Below are 16,347 nucleotides of genomic sequence, written 5' to 3' on the forward strand. Positions count from 1 at the left end.
CACTTTTACCCGAGCTTTCCATGCCCAAGAAAATCCGTACCGAAGCCGACCGTCTCGCCAGCCCGAAGCCCGTGCCCCTGCCCGGCTTCACCCTGCCGCGCAACGGTGGCGGCCAGAAGGTCAGCCTCGAGCGCGGCACCGCGACGCGCAGCAAGAAGAACCCCGGCAAGCGCGCCAAGAAGGGCGGCTGATCCGGCCTTCGCCGCCACGGCCCGCCGGGCCGGTGGCGCGAAACCCCGACAAACGCGCCCGCGGGCGCGTTTCGTCGTTGATGGGGCCCCTGCCGCGGCTATGAGGCTTCGATGTCCGACGACAACCAGATCCTGATCCCGCCCTCGTTCTTCGCCGTCTACACCGACGCGCGGCAGCGGCTGCGCGAACCCATCGGCGTGGTGCGCGAGCGCTACGAGATCTGCGAGGACCTGGCCAGCCACCTGGTGGGCCATGCGCAGATCCAGCACCACACCGAGGTGCCGGTCGAAAGCGAGATCCTGACGCGCATCCGTGCCGGCCTGGCCGTGCCCGAGGCGGGCCTGCAGCCGGCCGAGGCCGACTGGGTGGTGCAGCGGCTGGCCGAGCTGCTGGGCTGGCCCGGGCCCGAACCGGTGCCGTCCGAAGACTGAACCCCGGCGGCGCCGCCATGCTGCTCCAGGTCGGCGAACTCGCGCGGCGCACCGGGCTCACGGTGCGCACGCTCCACCACTACGACGCGATCGGCCTGCTCGCGCCCTCGGCGCGCTCGGAGGCGGGCTACCGGCTCTACGGCCCCGACGACATCGCGCGGCTGCACGCGATCCAGGCGCTGCGGCTGCTCGGGCTGCCGCTGGCCGAGATCGGCGGGCTGCTGGGCGCGGGCGGCGAATCGCTGCCCGCGATCGTCGAACGCCAGATCGCCGCGCTCGACCGGCAGATCGCGCAGGCCACCACGCTGCGCGAGCGGCTCGCGCTGCTCGAACAGCGGCTGGCCGAGGGCGGCCGGCCCGACACCGGCGACTGGCTCGCGACGCTCGAGCAGATGAGCACCTACGGCCGCTACTTCAGCCCCGAGGAGATCCGCGCGCTGATGGCGAACTGGAAGGCGGTGGCCGACCAGTGGCCGCCGCTGATCGCCGAGCTGAGCGAGCGCATGGCGCGCGGCGTGCCGGCCGATGCGCTCGAGCTGCAGCCGCTGGCCGCGCGCTGGATGACGCTGATGGGCCAGTGGATGGACGGCAACTACGACCTGATCGAGCGCTGGGGCGAGATGTACCGCAGCGAGCCGGTGGCGCGGCGCGACGACGGCCCCTCGGCCGCGCTGATCGGCTACATCGAACAGGCCATCGGTCTGCGCATGGCCGCGCTGCTGCGCCACCTCGACGCCGAGGACTTCGCGCGCCTGGGCACGCCGCCCGACGCGGCCTGGCGCCGGCTCTCGGGCGAACTCGAGGCCCTGCAGGCCCGGGGCGCGGCGCCCGGCGACCCGGCCGTGCAGGCGATCGCGCGCGAATGGGCCGCGCTGTTCGATGCCTTCTGCGACCACGACCCGGGCATCGCGGCCCGGCTGATGCAGGCCATGGCCACCGAGCCCGTGCTGCAGGCCGCGGCGGTGACCGCGCCGCCGGTGCGCGAGCTGCTGCTGCGCGCCATGGCGACGCTGCGCGCGACCTGAAAAACCCGCTCGTCCCCGCTTGACCCTGACGTTGCGTGAGGCCCAACAGTGGCCGCATGAACAACGCCAACACCCCTCCTTCCGCGCCGCAACGGCTGCACGCGCTCGACAACCTGCGCGCCCTCATGATGTGGCTGGGCATCGTGCTGCACGTGGCCCTCAACCACCTCACCGTCGCCTCGCCGCTGCCCTGGCGCGACCCGCAGACCTCGCGCGTCGCCGACCTGCTGCTGCTGTTCATCCACAGCTTCCGCATGCCGGTGTTCTTCGTGCTCGCGGGCTTCTTCGTCGCGCTGCTGATCGAGCGGCGCGGCGCCGGCGCCATGCTGCGCAATCGCGCGCTGCGGCTCGCCCTGCCCTTCGCGCTGTTCTGGCCGCCGCTGTTCGTGCTGACCACGCTGCTCGCGATGGTCTACATCCACCTCACGGTGCGCGGCGTGCCAGGGCTCGATGCGGCGCTGGCGCCGCCGCGCCCGCCGGGCGGCTCGCCGTTCAACACGCTGCACCTGTGGTTCATCTACCAGCTGTTCTGGTTCTGCGTGCTGGCCTGGGCCGGCGCGAAGCTGGGCCGCTTCGTGCCGGCGCGGCTGCGCGCGGGCTTCGGGCACGGCTTCGCGCTACTGGCACGCCAGCCCTGGGGCGTCCTGGTGCTGGCGCTGCCGCTGGCGCTGGCCGGGTCCTTCCATCCCACGGGCCTGGCGCCGCAGAGCGGCTCCTTCCTGCCGCCCTGGGGCGAATGGGTGCACAGCGGCCTGTTCTTCGTGTTCGGCCTGTGCCTGCACGGGCGGCAGGACCTGCTCGCCCGCTTCGCCGCGCGCTGCCAGGTCCTGGCGCTCGCGGGCCTGGCCTTCTTCGGCGCGACGCTCGTGCTGCTGGGCGCCGCGCGCGGCACGACGCCCTTGCCGCATGCCGCGTTCTGGGTCGCCTTCGCCTACGGCACCGCCGGCTGGCTCTGGAGCCTGGCGCTGATCGGCGCCTTCGTGCGCTGGCTGCCGCGGCGCAACGGCGTGCTCGACTACCTCTCGCGCAGCTCCTACTGGGTCTACCTGGTCCACATGCTCGGCACCGTTGGCTTCGGCGTGCTGCTGTTCCATGCGCCGCTCGGGGCGCTCGCGAAGATGGGCCTGAACATCGCGGCCACCTCGCTCGTCGCGCTCGCGAGCTACGAGCTGCTGGCGCGCCGCACGCCCATCGCCCGGCTGCTCAACGGTCAGCCCGAGGCGAAGCGCTCGAGCAGGAAGTCGACGAAGGCGCGCGTCTTCGCGGCCAGGTAACGCGAGGGATAGACGGCATAGACCGGCGTGCGGTCGGCCTCCCAATCTTCCAGCACCGCCTCGAGCCGGCCCGCGGCCAGCTCGTGCGCGACGTAGATGCGCGGGATCAGGCTCAGGCCGAAGCCCGCGAGCAGCGCGTCGCGCACCGCGAGGCTGGAGCTGACCTTGTAGCGCCCGTCGACCGGCACCGCCACGCTGCGGCCGGCACGCCGGAAGGTCCACTTGTGGGCATGGCCCGAGAGCGTGAACTGCACGCAGTCGAAGGCCTTCAGGTCCTCGGGCCGCGCGGGCCGGCCACGGGCGGCGAAATAGGCCGGCGCGCCGCACAGCACGTGGGTCATGGTCGTGAGCTCGCGCGCCACCAGGCTCGAGTCCTCGAGCCGGTCGCTGCCGCGGATCGCGAGGTCGTATCCGCCGCCGATCAGGTCGGTGCGCGCGTCCTGCAGGTCGAGCTCGAGCCGCAGGTTCGGATGGCGCTCCATGAAGGCCGGGATGCCTGGCGAGATGCAGGTCAGCGCGAAGGTGAGCGGCGCGCTGACCCGCAGCACGCCCGACGGGCTGCTGCCCATGGGCGCGAGCGCGGCGTCGGCCTCGCTCAGGTCGTCGAGGATGCGCGAGAGCCGCTGGTGGTAGGCGGCGCCGGCCTCGGTGAGGCTCATGCTGCGCGTGGTGCGGTTGATGAGCCGCACCTTCAGGTGCGCCTCGAGCTCGGCGATGTTCTTGCTGACCGCGGCGGCCGACAGCCCGAGCTGGCGCGCCGCGCCGGCGAAGCTGCCGCTGGTGGCGGCGGTGCGGAAGACCTGGAGGGCCGTGAGATGGTCCATGATCCACAACCATTGGTAATGAATCAATTCATTATTCAGACATTCACAACCAGCGGTCAATTGATAGATTCAAGCCTCCATGACCGACACCACCGACCGCAGCACCCGCCCTTCCGCCGGCGGCGCCGACATCCTGCTGACCGCCGCCGCGCCCGCGATCTGGGGCAGCACCTACATCGTCACCACCGAGCTGCTGCCCGCGAACTACCCGCTCACGGTCGCGATGCTGCGCGCGCTGCCCGCGGGCCTGCTGCTGCTGGCCATCGTGCGGCAGCTGCCCGAACGCGCCTGGTGGGGTCGCATCCTGGTGCTGGGCGCGCTCAATTTCTCGCTGCTGTGGGCGATGCTGTTCATCGCGGCCTACCGGCTGCCGGGCGGGGTGGCGGCCACGATCACCTCGCTGCAGCCGCTGATGGTGGTGTTCCTCGCGAGCGCGCTGCTCGGCACGCGGGTGCGCGCGCTGTCGGTGGTGGCGGCCGCGGTGGGCTTCGGCGGCGTGGCGCTGCTGGTGCTCACGCCGCAGGCGAGGCTCGACGCGGTGGGCATCGCGGCGGCGCTCGCGGGCGCGGTGTCGATGGCCTTCGGCACCGTGCTGGCGCGGCGCTGGCAGCCGCCGGTCTCGGCGCTGACCTTCACCGCCTGGCAGCTCACCGCGGGCGGCCTGCTGCTGCTGCCGGTGGCGCTGTGGCTCGAACCGGCGCTGCCGCCGCTCACGGCCACCAACTGGCTGGGCTTCGGCTGGCTCGGGCTGGTGGGCGCCGCGCTGACCTACATCCTGTGGTTCCGTGGCGTGGCCCGGCTGGAGCCGGCCGCCATCGCCTCGCTGGCCTTCCTGAGCCCGGTGACGGCCGTGATCCTCGGCTGGGTGCTGCTGGGCCAGCGGCTGTCGCCGCTGCAGGTGGCGGGCATCGCCATCGTGATCGCGAGCATCTGGCTGAGCCAGCATGCGCAGCGCGGCGCGCTGCCCACGGCGGCGCGGCCGGCTACGCGCTGAAGTTTCAGGCCGCCGTGGCCTGCTTCAGCAGACTCAGGTAGCCGGGCTGCACTTCCATGCGCGCGGTGGTGCCGCCGCGCCGCAGCAGCCGGTGCGCCTCGGGCAGGCTCCAGCACGGCAGGCTGGTGAACATGTGGTGCTCGCAGTGATAGTTGACCCAGTAGGGCGCGATGAAGATGCGCTCGGCCAGGTTGGCATGCGTGGTGCGCGCCTGGCGCAGCGGATCGGCCTCGTTCTGCGCCACCAGCGCATGCTCGGCGATGTTGCGCACCCGGCTCACGAGCGGCAGCCAGGTCGCCATGGGCAGCAGCCACAGCGCGAACCAGGCCCACCCGTAGCCGGCCAGCGCGAAGGCCAGCAGCCCGAGGCCGTTGGCGAGAAAGAAGCGCCGGTCCTTCGCGAGTTCGCGGCCGAACGCCTTCAGCGCCGATTCGCCCGGCGCGCGCAGGCGGATGCCTTCGGCGACATGGCCGAAGCGCTGCTTGTAGAAGGTCTGGCCGCTGAGGTCGCGCACCACCTTGCGCCACATCGAGGCGCGCGAGATCGGGAACGGCGCCGACAGCACGAGGTCGGGGTCCTCGGTCTGCTGCACGAAGCGGTGGTGCTGCAGGTGGTAGGGCCGGTACTCGCGCAGGGTCGACGAGCACAGCCAGTGGCCGACCCAGTCGTTGACGCGGCGGTTGCGGTGCAGCCCGGCATGGGCCGCGTCGTGCATCAGGATGAACAGGCCGAGCTGGCGCGCGCCGACGATCGGCACCATCAGCGGAAGGGTCCATGGCCAGACGATGCCCACCAGCATCGCGAGGCCGATGACGCCCCAGCAGTGCGCGACCAGCCACAGCCCCTTCCACGACGAGCGCGCGGTCAGCGCCTGCCATTCGTCGGTGCTGAAGAAATCCTCGGGGCGGGCTCGGGGTGCGACGGCCATCGGGCCAGTATGCGCCGCGGGTTGGCGCGGCGCACGCGGAATTCCCCGGGGCCGGCTGGCGAGAATCGGCGCTCCTCGACCTGACGGACACCCCACCATGCCTCTCGTGACCATCCGCCTCGCGCGCCGCGAAACACCGGCCACGCGCGAACAGAAAGCCGCGCTGATCGCCGGCGCCACCCGGCTGCTGCAGGAGGTGCTCGGCAAGCGCCCCGAGGACGTGACGGTGCTGATCGACGAGATCGATCCCGACAACTGGGGCCAGGGCGGCGAGAGCGCGACGGTGCTGCGGCAGCGGCGCCAGGGCGCAGCCTCCTAGCGGTCGATGATCTTGCGCGCGAAGCGCTCGAGGTAGTCCATCAGCCGGTCGGCGCCCGCGGTGGCGGCGGCCTCGTCGCCGGTGGCGATGCCCTGCGCCAGTTCGAGGTGGGCGTTGGCGCCCTCGACGATCTCGCCCTGGTGCTGGTAGGCGTACCAGAAGCGGCGGCACTGCACGATCAACGGCGTGACGGCCTTGACGGCCGAGTCGTTGTGGCTGGCCTGGTGGTTCACCAGGTCGAGCGCATGGTCGGCGCGCATGTAGCCGTCGAGGTCGCCGCGCGCGGCCGCCTCCACCATCTGCTCGGCGCAGCGCACGATCTCCTTGCGCTGCGGCGCGGTGGCGCGGCGCGCGGAGCAGGTGGCGATCAGCTGCTCGAGCACGCGGCGCGTCTGCACCACGTCGAGGTGGTCGGCGAGGTCGATGGTCGACACCAGCAGGCCGCGGCGCGCCTGCTGCACGACCAGGCCGATCGACACCATGCGCATCAGCGCCTCGCGCACCGGCGTGCGGCCCAGGCCGGTGCGCTCGGCCAGCTCGGCTTCGACGATCTGGCTGCCGGGCTCGAGCTGCAGCGTGGACAGCAGGGTCTCGATGGCGTCGTAGGCCATGTCGGCGGCGCGGCGCTTCGGGGCGGACGCGGGGGCAGGAGCGGGAATCGGAGCAGCCATGGATGTTTGGGGACGCGGATCTGCGTAGTGTGGATCAGTCCGGGTCGCGCGCGCCCAGGCCGGCCAGCGTCGCGATGCGCACGGGCGACAGCGGCGGCCGTGGCGCGGGCGGCGTCCAGCCGAACAGGAATTGCGCGGCGTCTCCGCACACGCGCCCCTGGCACGGGCCCATGCCGCAGCGCTGGTGCAGCTTGGCGTCGGTCCAGCCGCCGCAGCCGGCGAGCGCCGCGAAGGGCACGTCCTCGCAGCGGCACACCAGCGTGTCGGGCCGGGCCAGCGCGCGGATCGCGGGACCGGGCGCGAAGCTGCGGTGCAACCGCGTGGCGAAAGCGTTCCAGCGCGCGCGCTCGGCGTATTGCAAGCGTGCGGCCTTGTCGTCGCCGACGGCCGCATGGCCCGCGATGGCGCCCTGCGCGAGCGCGCGTTCGCTGCCGCCGAAGCCCGTGCATTCGCCGGCCGCGTAGACGTCGTCGAGGCGGGTGGCCTGCCGCTCGTCGACGGCCAGCGCGAGCGTGCCGCTGTCGCCGAAGGGAGCGAGCGCGCAGCCGAGCATCTGGCCGAGCTGGGTGTTGGGCACGAGGCCGAAACCGCAGGCCAGGCGCTCGCAGGCCATCTCCTGCAGGCGGCCGCCCTGGTTCAGGCGCACCGATTCGAGCCGTGTCGTACCCAGTGCTTCGACCACGTGCGAGCCGGTGCGGTAGGCCGCATCGGCCAGCGTCAGCGCCTGCACTGCCTTGCCGGGCCAGCGCGCGAGCCCCAGCGCGAAGCCCGCGACCGCGCCGAAGGCCGCCTGCTCAGCGATGCGCAGCACCTTCGCGCCGGCCTGGCGCGCGGTGGCCGCGGCCGCCAGCAGCAGCGGGCCGGTGCCGGCGACGACGATGCGCTCGCCCGCCACCGGCAGGCCGGCCTTGATCAGCGCCTGCAGGCCGCCCGCGCCGGTCACGCCGGGCAGGGTCCAGCCCGGAAAGGGCAGCAGGCGTTCGCGCGCGCCGGTGCACAGCACGAGCCTGCCCCAGCGCAGGCGCCAGGCGCGCTCTGCCTCCTCGAGCAGCAGCTCGCGCGGCGCGGCTGGCGGCCACGACGCGCGTGCCGCGCACGCACGCACGTTGGCGCGGGCAGCCAGCGCCTCGCGCAACCGGCGCGCGGCCGGCGGCAGGCTGGCGCCGGGACCATCGCGCCAGATCTGGCCGCCGGGTGCGGGGTTGTCGTCGATCACGACGATGGACGCGCCGCTGGGCGCGGCCGCCAGCGCGGCGGCCATGCCCGCGGGACCGGCGCCGACGATCAGCAGGTCGCAGTGTTCGAGCCCGATGGCGTCGGTGCTCATCGCAGGGTCTCCACGCGCATGCCTTCGCCGCAGACGGTCTGGCAGGCGAGGCGGCGACGGCCGTCGATGGCGACGCGGCATTCCTGGCAGATGCCCATGCCGCAAAAGGGCGCGCGCGGCTGGCCGGTGACGGAGACGCGCGCCACGCCCATGGCCGGGGTCGTGTCGGCGATGCGCAGCGCGGCGGCGACCGAGCTGCCGGCCGCGACGCGCACCTCGCGGCCGTCGATCTGCAGCAGGACCTGCGTCATGCCACCGTCTCCAGCAGCCGCCCGGGCGCAAAGGGCCGCGCATCGAACGGCGGCGCGGTGCCCGTCATCAGCGCCACCAGCAGCTCGGCGCTGCCCGGCGCGGTGGTCACGCCCAGGCCTTCGTGGCCGAGCGCGAGCCACAGCTTCTCGCGCCACGGATGCGCGCCCAGCAGCGGCAGGCCGTCGGGCGTGGCGGCGCGCAGGCCGGTCCAGCTGCGGATGGCGCTGAGTTCGCCGAGGCCCGGCAGGTAGTCGATCGCGCGCCGCAGCATGCGCGCGAGCATCGCGGGCTCGACCGCGGGATCGGTGGTGTCGAACTGCCGCGAGGAACCGACCAGCAGCTGCCCCGTGGGCCGCGGCTGCACGTTGAAGGCGACCGAGTCGCCCTCGGCATGGTGCGCGCTGGTGACGTAGCCGAGCTCGACCAGCTGGTGCCGCACGGTGCCCGGATAGCGGTCGGTGATCAGCAGGTGGCCCTTCTTGGGCCGCAGCGGCAGTTCGGGGCACAGCGCGGTGGCCTCGAGGCCGGCGGCCAGCACGACCTGCGCGGCGCGGCGCCGGCCGCCGTCGGCCAGAAGCAAGGTGCCGTCGTCCTCGATGGCCGCGACCCGGGCCTGCTCGAATTCGATCGCGGCGCCCGCGTCCGCGAGCAGCCAGCGCGCCGCGTTCGGCGCATAGAGGATGCCGTCGCCCGGCACCTCGAGCGCGCCCGCGAGGCCGGCGCGCAACGCGGGTTCGGCCGCGGCCAATGCCTTCGCGTCGAGCAGCCGGCTCGCGATGCCCAGCGCGGCGAGCCGCTCGCGCTTGCGCTCGGCCTCGGCCATCTCCGCGTCGTCGGCGGCGATCCAGAGCGTGCCGCAGGCGCTGTGCGCGCAGTCGGCCGGCATGCGCGGCGCGAGCGCGCGCCACAGGTCGATCGAGCGGCTGCTGAGCTCGAGCTCGGCGCGGTTGTCGTCCATCGCCACGAGATGGCCCATGCCGGCGCCGGTGGCGCCGCCCCGGCGCGCATCGATCACGCGCACACGGCGGCCGGCGCGCGCGAGCGCATGCGCGCAGGCGGCGCCGACGATGCCGGCGCCGATGACGATCGCGTCCGCGTCGGCCATCTGCCGCGTCAGAGCCGGATGCCCCAGGCGAAGGGATCGGCCTCGTCGATCAGCAGGGTGGCTTCGGCGCTGATGTGGGCGCGGCCGCGCAGTGTGGGGATGACGCGGCCGTCGTCGGCGGGCTCGTAGCTGGCCTCGAAGCGGCTGCCGATCACGCTGGCCTGCGTCCACACCTGGCCGGGCGCGAGCTTGCCGTCGGCCGCGAGGCAGGCGATCTTGGCGCTGGTGCCGGTGCCGCAGGGCGAGCGGTCGTAGGCATTGCCGGGGCACAGCACGAAGTTGCGGCTGTCGGCGCCGTCCGCGTCGTCGGCGAACAGTTCGATGTGGTCGATCTCCGCGCCCTCGGCGCCCGTGATGCCCTGCGCCGCGAGCGCGCGCCGCAGCGCGGCCGTGTAGTCGGTGAGCGCGGCGAGGTTGTCGCTCGCCACGCGCTGGCCGTGCGCGGTCTCGCTCACGAGGAAGAACCAGTTGCCGCCCCAGGCCACGTCGCCGCGCACCGTGCCGTGGCCCGGCAGCTCGACGGCCACCTGGTGCAGGTGCCGGTACGCGGGCACGTTGCGCACGCTGACCGCGCCGTCTTCGTGCAGCGTGGTGGTGACGGTGCCCACGGGCGTTTCGATGCGGTGCTCGCCGGGGCCGATGCGGCCCATGTGCGCGAGGCTCGCGACCAGGCCGATGGTGCCGTGGCCGCACATGCCGAGGTAGCCCGCGTTGTTGAAGAAGATCACGCCGGCCGCGGCATCGGGCGAAACCGGTTCGCACAGCAGCGCGCCGACCACGACGTCGCTGCCGCGCGGCTCGAGCACGGTAGCGGCGCGCCAGGGGTCGTGCCGTTCGGCCAGCAGCGCGCGGCGCTCGGCCATGCTGCCGCGGCCGAGGTCGGGAAAGCCGCCGGTCACGAGGCGGGTGGGCTCGCCGCCGGTGTGCGAGTCGATGATCTGGATGCGGTGCATGGGGGTTGGCGCATCGCCTTCCACGAAGACGGCGATGCGTTGAAGGAAAAGGAGGAGGAAGGGGCCGCGGCCCCTTCCGGGAAGGCGCGGCTCAGTAGCTCGCGAGCGCCGTCGGCGCGGCGTTCTTGAAGGTGAACACCGTGATCGGTGCCTGCTTCATGTTGCCCTTGTCGTCGTAGGCGTAGGTCGCGGCCACGCCCTTGTAGGTGGTCTTGTAGAGCTCGGCGCCGACCTTGTCGGGATCGATCGAGTTGGCCTTGGCCATCGACTCGCCGATGAACATCACCTGGTCGTAGTACGAGGCCGCGTAGGCATCGGCGTCGGCGCCGAAGCGCTTCTTGAACTTCTCCTTGAAGGCCGGACCGCTGACCGCCTTCTCGAGGATCGAGCCGCCCTGGGCGCAGAACACCGCGTCGTTGACCGCGTCGCCGCCGAGCTTGCCCATCGCGGGGCTGCACAGCGTGTCGCCGCCGAGCAGCTTGGCGTTGATGCCGAGCTGCTTCATCTGCCGCGTCATCGGCGCGCCCTGCGGTGCGTAGCCGCCGAAGAAGATCGCCTCGGGCTGCTTGGCCTTCATGTTGGTCAGGATGGCGGTGAAGTCGACCGCCTTGTCGGTGGTGAACTCCTGGCCGACCACGGTGAGGCCCTGCTTCTTCGCTTCCTTGGTGAACTCCTCGGCGAGCCCCTGGCCGAAGGCGGTGCGGTCGTCGATCACGCCGACCTTGGTGACCTTGAGCACCTTGGCCGCGTACACGGCCATGCTGCCGCCGATCTGGTTGTCGCTGGCGATGATGCGATAGAGGTTCTTGTAGCCGCCCTGCGTGACCTTCGGGTTGGTGCCCACGGTCGACAGCAGCACGCCGCCGTCGCTGTAGACGCGCGAGGCCGGGATGGCCACGCCCGAGCAGTACGGGCCCATGACGAACTTGACGTTGTCGTCGACGAACTTCTGCGCCACAGCCACGCCGCTCTTGGCATCGCAGGCATCGTCCTCCGACTTCAGTTCGAACTTGAGCGTCTTGCCGCCGACCACGAGCTTCTTCGCGTTGAGCTCCTCGATCGCGAGGCGCACGCCGTTCTCGTTGTCCTTGCCCGCGAACGCATTGGGGCCGGAGAGCGGCCCGGTATGGCCGATCTTGACCACCTGCTCCTGCGCCTTCGCCTGGGTTGCGAGGGCCAGCGCCACGAGGCCGAGCAGCGGAATCATCTTCGATGGTGTCTTCATGCTTCTTCCTGGATAAGGGGACACGGAGGGTACGAGGGAAACGAGGGCGCCGCCCTCGGGGGAAACGCAGCAAACGAAGGGCTTAGGCGACCGATTGGTACTTCGCGGGGCGGGTCGCGAGCGCCTTCTTCACGATGGCCTCGATGGCCTCGCGCTCGGCGCCCACCAGCGGCAGGCGCGGACGGCGCACGTGCTCGGTGCCCACGCCCACGAGGTGGTCGATGAGCTTGAGGTTCTGGACCAGCTTGGTCGAGACGTCGAGGTGCAGCATCGGCGTCATCCACTGGTAGAGCTTGAGCGCCTCGGCGAACTGGCCGGCCTTCATCAGGTCGTACAGCGCCACGGTCTCGCGCGGGAACGCGCAGCCCACGCCGGCCAGCAGGCCGTCGCAGCCCAGCGCCAGGCCCTCGAACGCGAGGTCGTCCACGCCGAGGAACAGCTGGTAGCGGTCGCCGACCGTGTTGCGCAGGTCGGTGATGCGGCGGATGTTGTCGGTGCTCTCCTTGATGGCCGCGATCCATTCGCAGTCGGCCAGCTCGACCATGTGCTCGGGCTTGAGGTCGACGCGGTAGGCCACCGGGTTGTTGTAGACCATCACCGGCTTCTGCGCCGCGTTGGCGATGGTGCGCACGTTGAGCATGGCTTCGCGCGCGTCGGCCACGTAGATCACCGAGGGCATGACCATGTAGCCGGCCACGCCGAGCTTGTTGCCGCCCTCGACGTAGCGCAGCGCATCGCGGGTGCTGGTCTCGGACACGTTGGCCAGCACCGGGATGCGGCCGTCGGCGGCCTCGAGCGCGATCTGCGCGACCTGCAGCTTCTCCTCGAGCGACAGCGTGCTGGCTTCGCCGAGCGAGCCGCAGGTGACGAGGCCGTGGATGCCGTTGCGGATCTGGAAGTCGATGTGGCGCGCGGTGCCTTCGGCATCGATGCGCTCGTCGGCATGGAACTTGGTGGTGACGGCGGGAAAGATGCCTTGCCAGCGGGGGTTGCTCACGAATTCGCTCCTTGGATGGGCCCGGATGGGCGGGGCTGGGACGGAGCGGATTTAAATATATTAAGTATATACCGTCAATATTCTCGTAAACGAGCATGCGCCCGGCAGGGCCTGCCGGGCGCGGTTCCGGGACGTGTCAGCGAACGCTTACTTGTGGCCGTCGGCCGGGCTCAGCGTGTGGCCCTTGAGCCTCACGGCCTTGCCGATCGGCGGCGCGCTGCGCGTCTCGACGCTGCGCAGGGTGCCGTTGTCCATGCGCACGCCGACCTGGTAGACGGTGACCGTGTGGGTGCGCTTCTCGATCTCGTTGCCGGCGTAGCCGCCGCCGACGGCGCCAAGCACGGTCGCGGCCGTGCGGCCGCCGCCGTGGCCGATCTGGTTGCCCACCAGCCCGCCGACCACGCCGCCGGCCACCATGCCGACGCCGCTCGGGCGCTGGGTGCGCTGCACGGCACGCACCGTCTCCACATGGCCGCAGACCGTGCAGGGCGGGGCGGCCACGGGTTCGGGCGCGGCGGCCATCGGCGCGGGGCCCGCGGCGGGCACGGGTTGCGGCGCGGCGCTCATGGCTGGCGCGGGCGCCGTCGCGTTGACGGTCGGGCCGGACGGCAAGGGCTGAAGCGCCGGCGGCGCCGCATCGGGCTTGAAGTCGTCGGGCGCCGGGCCCGTGGCCAGGGCCACGGGCGGTGCCGCCGCCGTGCCGCCCTGGTGCTTCTGCCACAGCGCGCCGCCGAGCGCGGCTACGGCCACCGCGAGCACGCCGATCGCCACCCAGAGCTTGTGCGTTCCGCCCTGGCGCGAGGGCATGCCTGTTGTCGTTGTCTGTTCCATGAAAGCCTTCCTTCCTGCGGTCCGGCCTCCGAGCCGGAACCCGTTCCCAGCATCGCCCGGGCAAGGCTGAAGTCAATGCACGGGCGTCCTACACGCCGGCACGCGGCGAGCGCATCCGGCTGGAGGACGACGCCCGGTCAGGGCGTCGCGGCGGGCGCCACGCCCGAGAGGAAGCGCCGCGCCTCGGCGCGCATGCCGCGCGAAACCGCCTCCCAGGTCCGCACGGGAAAGTCCGCGGGCAGCGCGGCCTCAACCTCGGCCAGCGCCTCGTCGAGCGTTTCGACCATCGCGAGCATCGCGCGCCAGGTGTGGTCGCCGCCGTTGCGCATCGCGAGCCCCCACCAGTGGCGGGCCTGGATGGTGTGCAGCGCGTAATGCGCGTTCTTCGAGCGCACGGCCATCGCCAGCTCGGCCCGGCGCGGCTGGAACTGGCTCGCGCCGTTGCCGAAGTAGGGCCACATCGACAGCACGTCGTAGAGCGGCGTCATCTCGTAGACGTCGCCGCGCTGCAGGTGGAGCGAGAAGTTCTTGGCATGCCCGTCGGTGGCCGCCAGCAGGAAGAAGGCGAGCTGCGCGAGCAGGAACAGCGTGCCGTCGTCCCGGTTGCGGCTGCCCTGCAGCAGTTGCAGGCAGCGGGTCATGCCGGGGCCGCCATGCTGCTCGTACTTGCGCTCGGGCGGCAGTGCCATCGCCTGGCAGAAATCTTCCTGCGGCAGGCGCGCGATCCAGCGCTCGCCGTTCGCGCTCGTCATCCATTCGCGGTCGAAGCGCTCGACCGCCAGCACCTGCTGGTCGCCGAAGGTCTCGATGGCGGTCGGCGCGACCGGCAGGCCCAGCGCGCCGACGATCCGCGCGCAGAGCCATTCGTTGTGGATCGAGTCCGAGGCATCGACGCGCCGCGAGCCACCGATCAGCCCCAGCGGCAGCTTGAGGATGTGGGTGGTCGGCGTGGCGCCGTGCGGGCGGCACCAGCGGCCGTCGACGCGGGTCAGCGCAGTCTTTTCCTGCGCGCCGGCCAGCGAGATCCGGAACAGGTCGCGGTCGCGCAGCCGCTCGGGCGTCGATTCGGTCGGCACGGCGCGCAGCAGCTCGGCCACCTGCTCGTCGGCGAGCGGCTCGCAGTCCACGCGGTCCCAGCCCTCGGGCATCGCGCCGTCGGGCAGCAGCTGCACCGCGCCCACGCAGTCGCGGCCGATGGCTTCGAGCAGGTCGAAGACCTTCGTGCTCCTGAGCCCGAAGCGCTGGCCCAGGCGAATGCGGATGCGCTCGTTGTCGGGCAGCAGGTTGTCGAAGTAGTTGCGCACCGCCTCGCCCTGGACTTCGAGCGCCGTGGTGATCGGCAACGAGAGCGACAGCGAGCGGCGCCGCGGCGACGCGAGCCACGCGGGCTCGTAGCGGAAGGTGTGGGATTCGCGGTCGACCGACCAGGTGCCGACGAGCTCGCCGTTCATCCAGGCCTTGAGCGCGCGCCTCACCAGGAGCCCTTCCTCGGCGCGGCGGCGAAGCGCTCGCGGGCGGCGGGCACGGGGCCAGCCGCGGCGGGGCGCGGCGCTTGCGGTTCGGGGAGCGACGAGGCGGCCGGCGGTTCCATGCCTTTTTCCTGGACGACCGGTGCGGCCGGCGACGGCACCCGGCCATAGGCGCGCGGCGCGTTGCGGTCGTTCGGGCGCGGGTCGCCATCGGGAAGCTCCGCATTCGCCGGAACCTCGTCCTCGTCGCGCAGCGAGATCGACGCACCCAGCGCCGCCAGCAATTTCATCAACTGCTCGAAGCCGACGGCCCCCGGATTCGCCTCGATCTCGGCGATCCGGGCCTGGCTGACGCCGACGAGGGCGCCGGCCTGCGCCTGCGTCAGGCCGCGCTTCTTCCGCAGCGCCTGGAGGTGCGCCCGGAGCTGGTCGGCAAAACGAAGGGGGTAGTCCATCTTGTCTTCAAGATAAAGGCCCTCCCTTGTTTTGTCAATTTACAGGTTTTGGCTTGTATTTACCTTTTATCTGCCAAAGCTTGTATTCGACGTCAGTCGACCTTCGCTCCCGACGCTTTCACCACCGCCCCCATCGCATCCCAGTCGGCGCGCAGCAGCTTCTGGAATTCCTCGACGCTCTGGCTGCGTGGCTCCACACCCAGCCGCGTGAAGCGTTCCTGGATGGCCGGGTCGGCGATCACCTTGTTGACGGCCGCGTTGAGCCGCTCGACCTCGGCCTTGGGCGTGGCCGCCGGCGCGAGCAGGCCGATCCACGAATCGAAGGCATAGCCGGGCAGGCCGCTCTCGGCCACGGTGGGCAGCTTCGGCAGGAAGGGGCTGCGCGACTGGCCGGTCGAGGCCAGCAGCTTCATGCGCGGATCGCTCTGGAAGCCCATCACGCCGATGCTCGAGGAGATCACCGCCTGCACCCGGCCCGCGAGCACCTCGTTGACCGCCTCGCCGGTGGACTTGGTCGGGATGTGCGTCATCTGCAGCCCGGCCTTGGCGAGGAACGAGGCCATCGCGAGGTGCGTGGCGCTGCCGTTGCCGGCCGAGGCGTAGTTGTACTTGCCGGGGTTGGCCTTGACCTCCTTGATGAAGTCGGCCGTGGTCGACACGTTCATGCCGCTGGCCACCGCGAGCACGTAGCCCGCGTTGCCGATGTTGGCCACGCCCACGAAGTCCTTGAGCGGGTCGTAGGGCAGCTTGCTGTAGAGGAAGCCCGCGATGTTGTGGCTCGCGGCCGCGAGCACCAGCGTGTTGCCGTCGGCCGGCGCCTTGGCTGCTATCGCCGCGCCCACGGTGCCGCCCGCGCCCGCGCGGTTCTCGACGATGGCGCTGGCATTGAGCGCCGCGCCGAGCTCGTTGTTGAAGGCGCGCGCCACGGTGTCCTGCACCGCGCCGGTGCCGAAGGGCACGACGATGTGGATCACGCGCTGCTGCGCCATCGCGGGCAGCGCGACAGCCACGCAAGCAAGGGCCAGGAGCGAGCGTCGGGCGAACGGGGTGGTCATCGGTAGGGCCGCTTTCGTCG

At 71.9% G+C, this 16,347-nt stretch carries 18 protein-coding genes and 1 pseudogene; 6 read left to right on the plus strand and 13 right to left on the minus strand.

Annotation, left to right across the window (positions count from 1 at the left end; genetic code table 11):
- Positions 1-20: 20 nt before the first annotated feature.
- The 4 genes from INQ48_30755 (at position 21) to INQ48_30770 (ending at position 2,922) form a co-directional block, all read left to right on the plus strand.
- Positions 21-191, plus strand: coding sequence for a hypothetical protein (locus INQ48_30755; protein ID QRF57606.1), 171 nt, complete (start codon positions 21-23; stop codon positions 189-191).
- A gap of 111 nt (positions 192-302) precedes the next feature.
- Entirely contained in the window at positions 303-623 is a 321-nt protein-coding gene (locus tag INQ48_30760) for a hypothetical protein (GenBank protein QRF57607.1), read from the plus strand.
- A gap of 17 nt (positions 624-640) precedes the next feature.
- On the plus strand, positions 641-1,648 hold the full coding sequence (locus INQ48_30765; protein ID QRF57608.1) for a MerR family transcriptional regulator: 1,008 nt from the start codon (positions 641-643) through the stop codon (positions 1,646-1,648).
- Positions 1,649-1,704: 56 nt separating this feature from the next.
- Positions 1,705-2,922, plus strand: a complete 1,218-nt coding sequence (locus INQ48_30770; protein QRF57609.1) for an acyltransferase family protein — start codon at positions 1,705-1,707, stop codon at positions 2,920-2,922.
- On the opposite strand, the gene INQ48_30775 is transcribed toward INQ48_30770, so the two are convergent.
- Positions 2,859-3,746 (minus strand): LysR family transcriptional regulator, encoded by an 888-nt coding sequence (locus INQ48_30775; GenBank protein QRF57610.1) that lies wholly within the window; start codon positions 3,744-3,746, stop codon positions 2,859-2,861. The two genes, INQ48_30770 and INQ48_30775, sit on opposite strands and share 64 nt — an antisense overlap.
- Before the next feature lie 79 nt (positions 3,747-3,825).
- On the opposite strand from INQ48_30775, the gene INQ48_30780 reads away from it, so the two are divergent.
- Positions 3,826-4,740 carry an EamA family transporter gene (locus tag INQ48_30780; protein ID QRF57611.1) on the plus strand — a complete coding sequence of 305 codons (915 nt, stop codon included), beginning with the start codon at positions 3,826-3,828 and terminating at the stop codon, positions 4,738-4,740.
- Positions 4,741-4,744: 4 nt separating this feature from the next.
- Here the strand turns inward: INQ48_30780 and INQ48_30785 are convergent, their stop codons facing one another.
- The gene (locus tag INQ48_30785) at positions 4,745-5,668 is read right to left on the minus strand and encodes a fatty acid desaturase family protein (protein QRF57612.1); all 924 of its coding nucleotides are present in this window, start codon (positions 5,666-5,668) and stop codon (positions 4,745-4,747) included.
- A 97-nt stretch (positions 5,669-5,765) separates the two neighbouring features.
- On the opposite strand from INQ48_30785, the gene INQ48_30790 reads away from it, so the two are divergent.
- On the plus strand, positions 5,766-5,987 hold the full coding sequence (locus INQ48_30790) for a 4-oxalocrotonate tautomerase family protein (protein QRF57613.1): 222 nt from the start codon (positions 5,766-5,768) through the stop codon (positions 5,985-5,987).
- Here INQ48_30790 and INQ48_30795 read toward each other — a convergent pair.
- The 11 genes and pseudogenes from INQ48_30795 to INQ48_30845 form a co-directional block, all read right to left on the minus strand.
- Positions 5,984-6,658, minus strand: a complete 675-nt coding sequence (locus INQ48_30795; GenBank protein ID QRF57614.1) for a GntR family transcriptional regulator — start codon at positions 6,656-6,658, stop codon at positions 5,984-5,986. The genes INQ48_30790 and INQ48_30795 overlap by 4 nt on opposite strands.
- Before the next feature lie 34 nt (positions 6,659-6,692).
- Positions 6,693-7,985 carry an FAD-dependent oxidoreductase gene (locus INQ48_30800; protein ID QRF57615.1) on the minus strand — a complete coding sequence of 431 codons (1,293 nt, stop codon included), beginning with the start codon at positions 7,983-7,985 and terminating at the stop codon, positions 6,693-6,695.
- The gene (locus tag INQ48_30805) at positions 7,982-8,236 is read right to left on the minus strand and encodes a (2Fe-2S)-binding protein (GenBank protein QRF57616.1); all 255 of its coding nucleotides are present in this window, start codon (positions 8,234-8,236) and stop codon (positions 7,982-7,984) included. Before INQ48_30805 ends, INQ48_30800 begins: the two co-directional genes overlap by 4 nt.
- The gene (locus tag INQ48_30810) at positions 8,233-9,342 is read right to left on the minus strand and encodes an FAD-binding oxidoreductase (GenBank protein QRF57617.1); all 1,110 of its coding nucleotides are present in this window, start codon (positions 9,340-9,342) and stop codon (positions 8,233-8,235) included. The genes INQ48_30805 and INQ48_30810 overlap by 4 nt, the downstream gene beginning before the upstream one ends.
- An 8-nt stretch (positions 9,343-9,350) precedes the next feature.
- Positions 9,351-10,295 (minus strand): 4-hydroxyproline epimerase, encoded by a 945-nt coding sequence (locus INQ48_30815; GenBank protein ID QRF57618.1) that lies wholly within the window; start codon positions 10,293-10,295, stop codon positions 9,351-9,353.
- Between the two features lie 91 nt (positions 10,296-10,386).
- A complete protein-coding gene (locus tag INQ48_30820) occupies positions 10,387-11,520 on the minus strand; it encodes a branched-chain amino acid ABC transporter substrate-binding protein (GenBank protein QRF57619.1) in 1,134 nt (377 codons plus the stop codon).
- An 82-nt stretch (positions 11,521-11,602) separates the two neighbouring features.
- Entirely contained in the window at positions 11,603-12,517 is a 915-nt protein-coding gene (locus tag INQ48_30825; GenBank protein ID QRF57620.1) for a dihydrodipicolinate synthase family protein, read from the minus strand.
- A 147-nt stretch (positions 12,518-12,664) separates the two neighbouring features.
- Complete coding sequence (locus INQ48_30830) at positions 12,665-13,348, minus strand: glycine zipper 2TM domain-containing protein (protein ID QRF57621.1); 684 nt, start codon at positions 13,346-13,348, stop codon at positions 12,665-12,667.
- Positions 13,349-13,485: 137 nt separating this feature from the next.
- The gene (locus INQ48_30835) at positions 13,486-14,799 is read right to left on the minus strand and encodes a HipA domain-containing protein (GenBank protein QRF60964.1); all 1,314 of its coding nucleotides are present in this window, start codon (positions 14,797-14,799) and stop codon (positions 13,486-13,488) included.
- A 260-nt stretch (positions 14,800-15,059) separates the two neighbouring features.
- Positions 15,060-15,272, minus strand: a pseudogene (locus tag INQ48_30840) (helix-turn-helix domain-containing protein).
- Between the two features lie 92 nt (positions 15,273-15,364).
- Positions 15,365-16,327, minus strand: a complete 963-nt coding sequence (locus INQ48_30845; GenBank protein ID QRF57622.1) for a tripartite tricarboxylate transporter substrate binding protein — start codon at positions 16,325-16,327, stop codon at positions 15,365-15,367.
- Positions 16,328-16,347 lie beyond the last annotated feature (20 nt).

The sequence above is a fragment of the Variovorax paradoxus genome (genome assembly GCA_016806145.1).
Classification (GTDB): domain Bacteria; phylum Pseudomonadota; class Gammaproteobacteria; order Burkholderiales; family Burkholderiaceae_C; genus Variovorax.

Excerpts from the sequence above, each read along its gene's own strand:
- INQ48_30755 (QRF57606.1), top strand. The coding sequence starts at position 21 with ATGCCCAAGAAAATCCGTACCGAAGCCGACCGTCTCGCCAGCCCGAAG.
- INQ48_30760 (QRF57607.1), top strand. The coding sequence starts at position 303 with ATGTCCGACGACAACCAGATCCTGATCCCGCCCTCGTTCTTCGCCGTC.
- INQ48_30765 (QRF57608.1), top strand. The coding sequence starts at position 641 with ATGCTGCTCCAGGTCGGCGAACTCGCGCGGCGCACCGGGCTCACGGTG.
- INQ48_30770 (QRF57609.1), top strand. The coding sequence starts at position 1,705 with ATGAACAACGCCAACACCCCTCCTTCCGCGCCGCAACGGCTGCACGCG.
- INQ48_30775 (QRF57610.1), bottom strand. The coding sequence starts at position 3,746 with ATGGACCATCTCACGGCCCTCCAGGTCTTCCGCACCGCCGCCACCAGC.
- INQ48_30780 (QRF57611.1), top strand. The coding sequence starts at position 3,826 with ATGACCGACACCACCGACCGCAGCACCCGCCCTTCCGCCGGCGGCGCC.
- INQ48_30785 (QRF57612.1), bottom strand. The coding sequence starts at position 5,668 with ATGGCCGTCGCACCCCGAGCCCGCCCCGAGGATTTCTTCAGCACCGAC.
- INQ48_30790 (QRF57613.1), top strand. The coding sequence starts at position 5,766 with ATGCCTCTCGTGACCATCCGCCTCGCGCGCCGCGAAACACCGGCCACG.
- INQ48_30795 (QRF57614.1), bottom strand. The coding sequence starts at position 6,658 with ATGGCTGCTCCGATTCCCGCTCCTGCCCCCGCGTCCGCCCCGAAGCGC.
- INQ48_30800 (QRF57615.1), bottom strand. The coding sequence starts at position 7,985 with ATGAGCACCGACGCCATCGGGCTCGAACACTGCGACCTGCTGATCGTC.
- INQ48_30805 (QRF57616.1), bottom strand. The coding sequence starts at position 8,236 with ATGACGCAGGTCCTGCTGCAGATCGACGGCCGCGAGGTGCGCGTCGCG.
- INQ48_30810 (QRF57617.1), bottom strand. The coding sequence starts at position 9,342 with ATGGCCGACGCGGACGCGATCGTCATCGGCGCCGGCATCGTCGGCGCC.
- INQ48_30815 (QRF57618.1), bottom strand. The coding sequence starts at position 10,295 with ATGCACCGCATCCAGATCATCGACTCGCACACCGGCGGCGAGCCCACC.
- INQ48_30820 (QRF57619.1), bottom strand. The coding sequence starts at position 11,520 with ATGAAGACACCATCGAAGATGATTCCGCTGCTCGGCCTCGTGGCGCTG.
- INQ48_30830 (QRF57621.1), bottom strand. The coding sequence starts at position 13,348 with ATGGAACAGACAACGACAACAGGCATGCCCTCGCGCCAGGGCGGAACG.
- INQ48_30835 (QRF60964.1), bottom strand. The coding sequence starts at position 14,799 with ATGAACGGCGAGCTCGTCGGCACCTGGTCGGTCGACCGCGAATCCCAC.
- INQ48_30845 (QRF57622.1), bottom strand. The coding sequence starts at position 16,327 with ATGACCACCCCGTTCGCCCGACGCTCGCTCCTGGCCCTTGCTTGCGTG.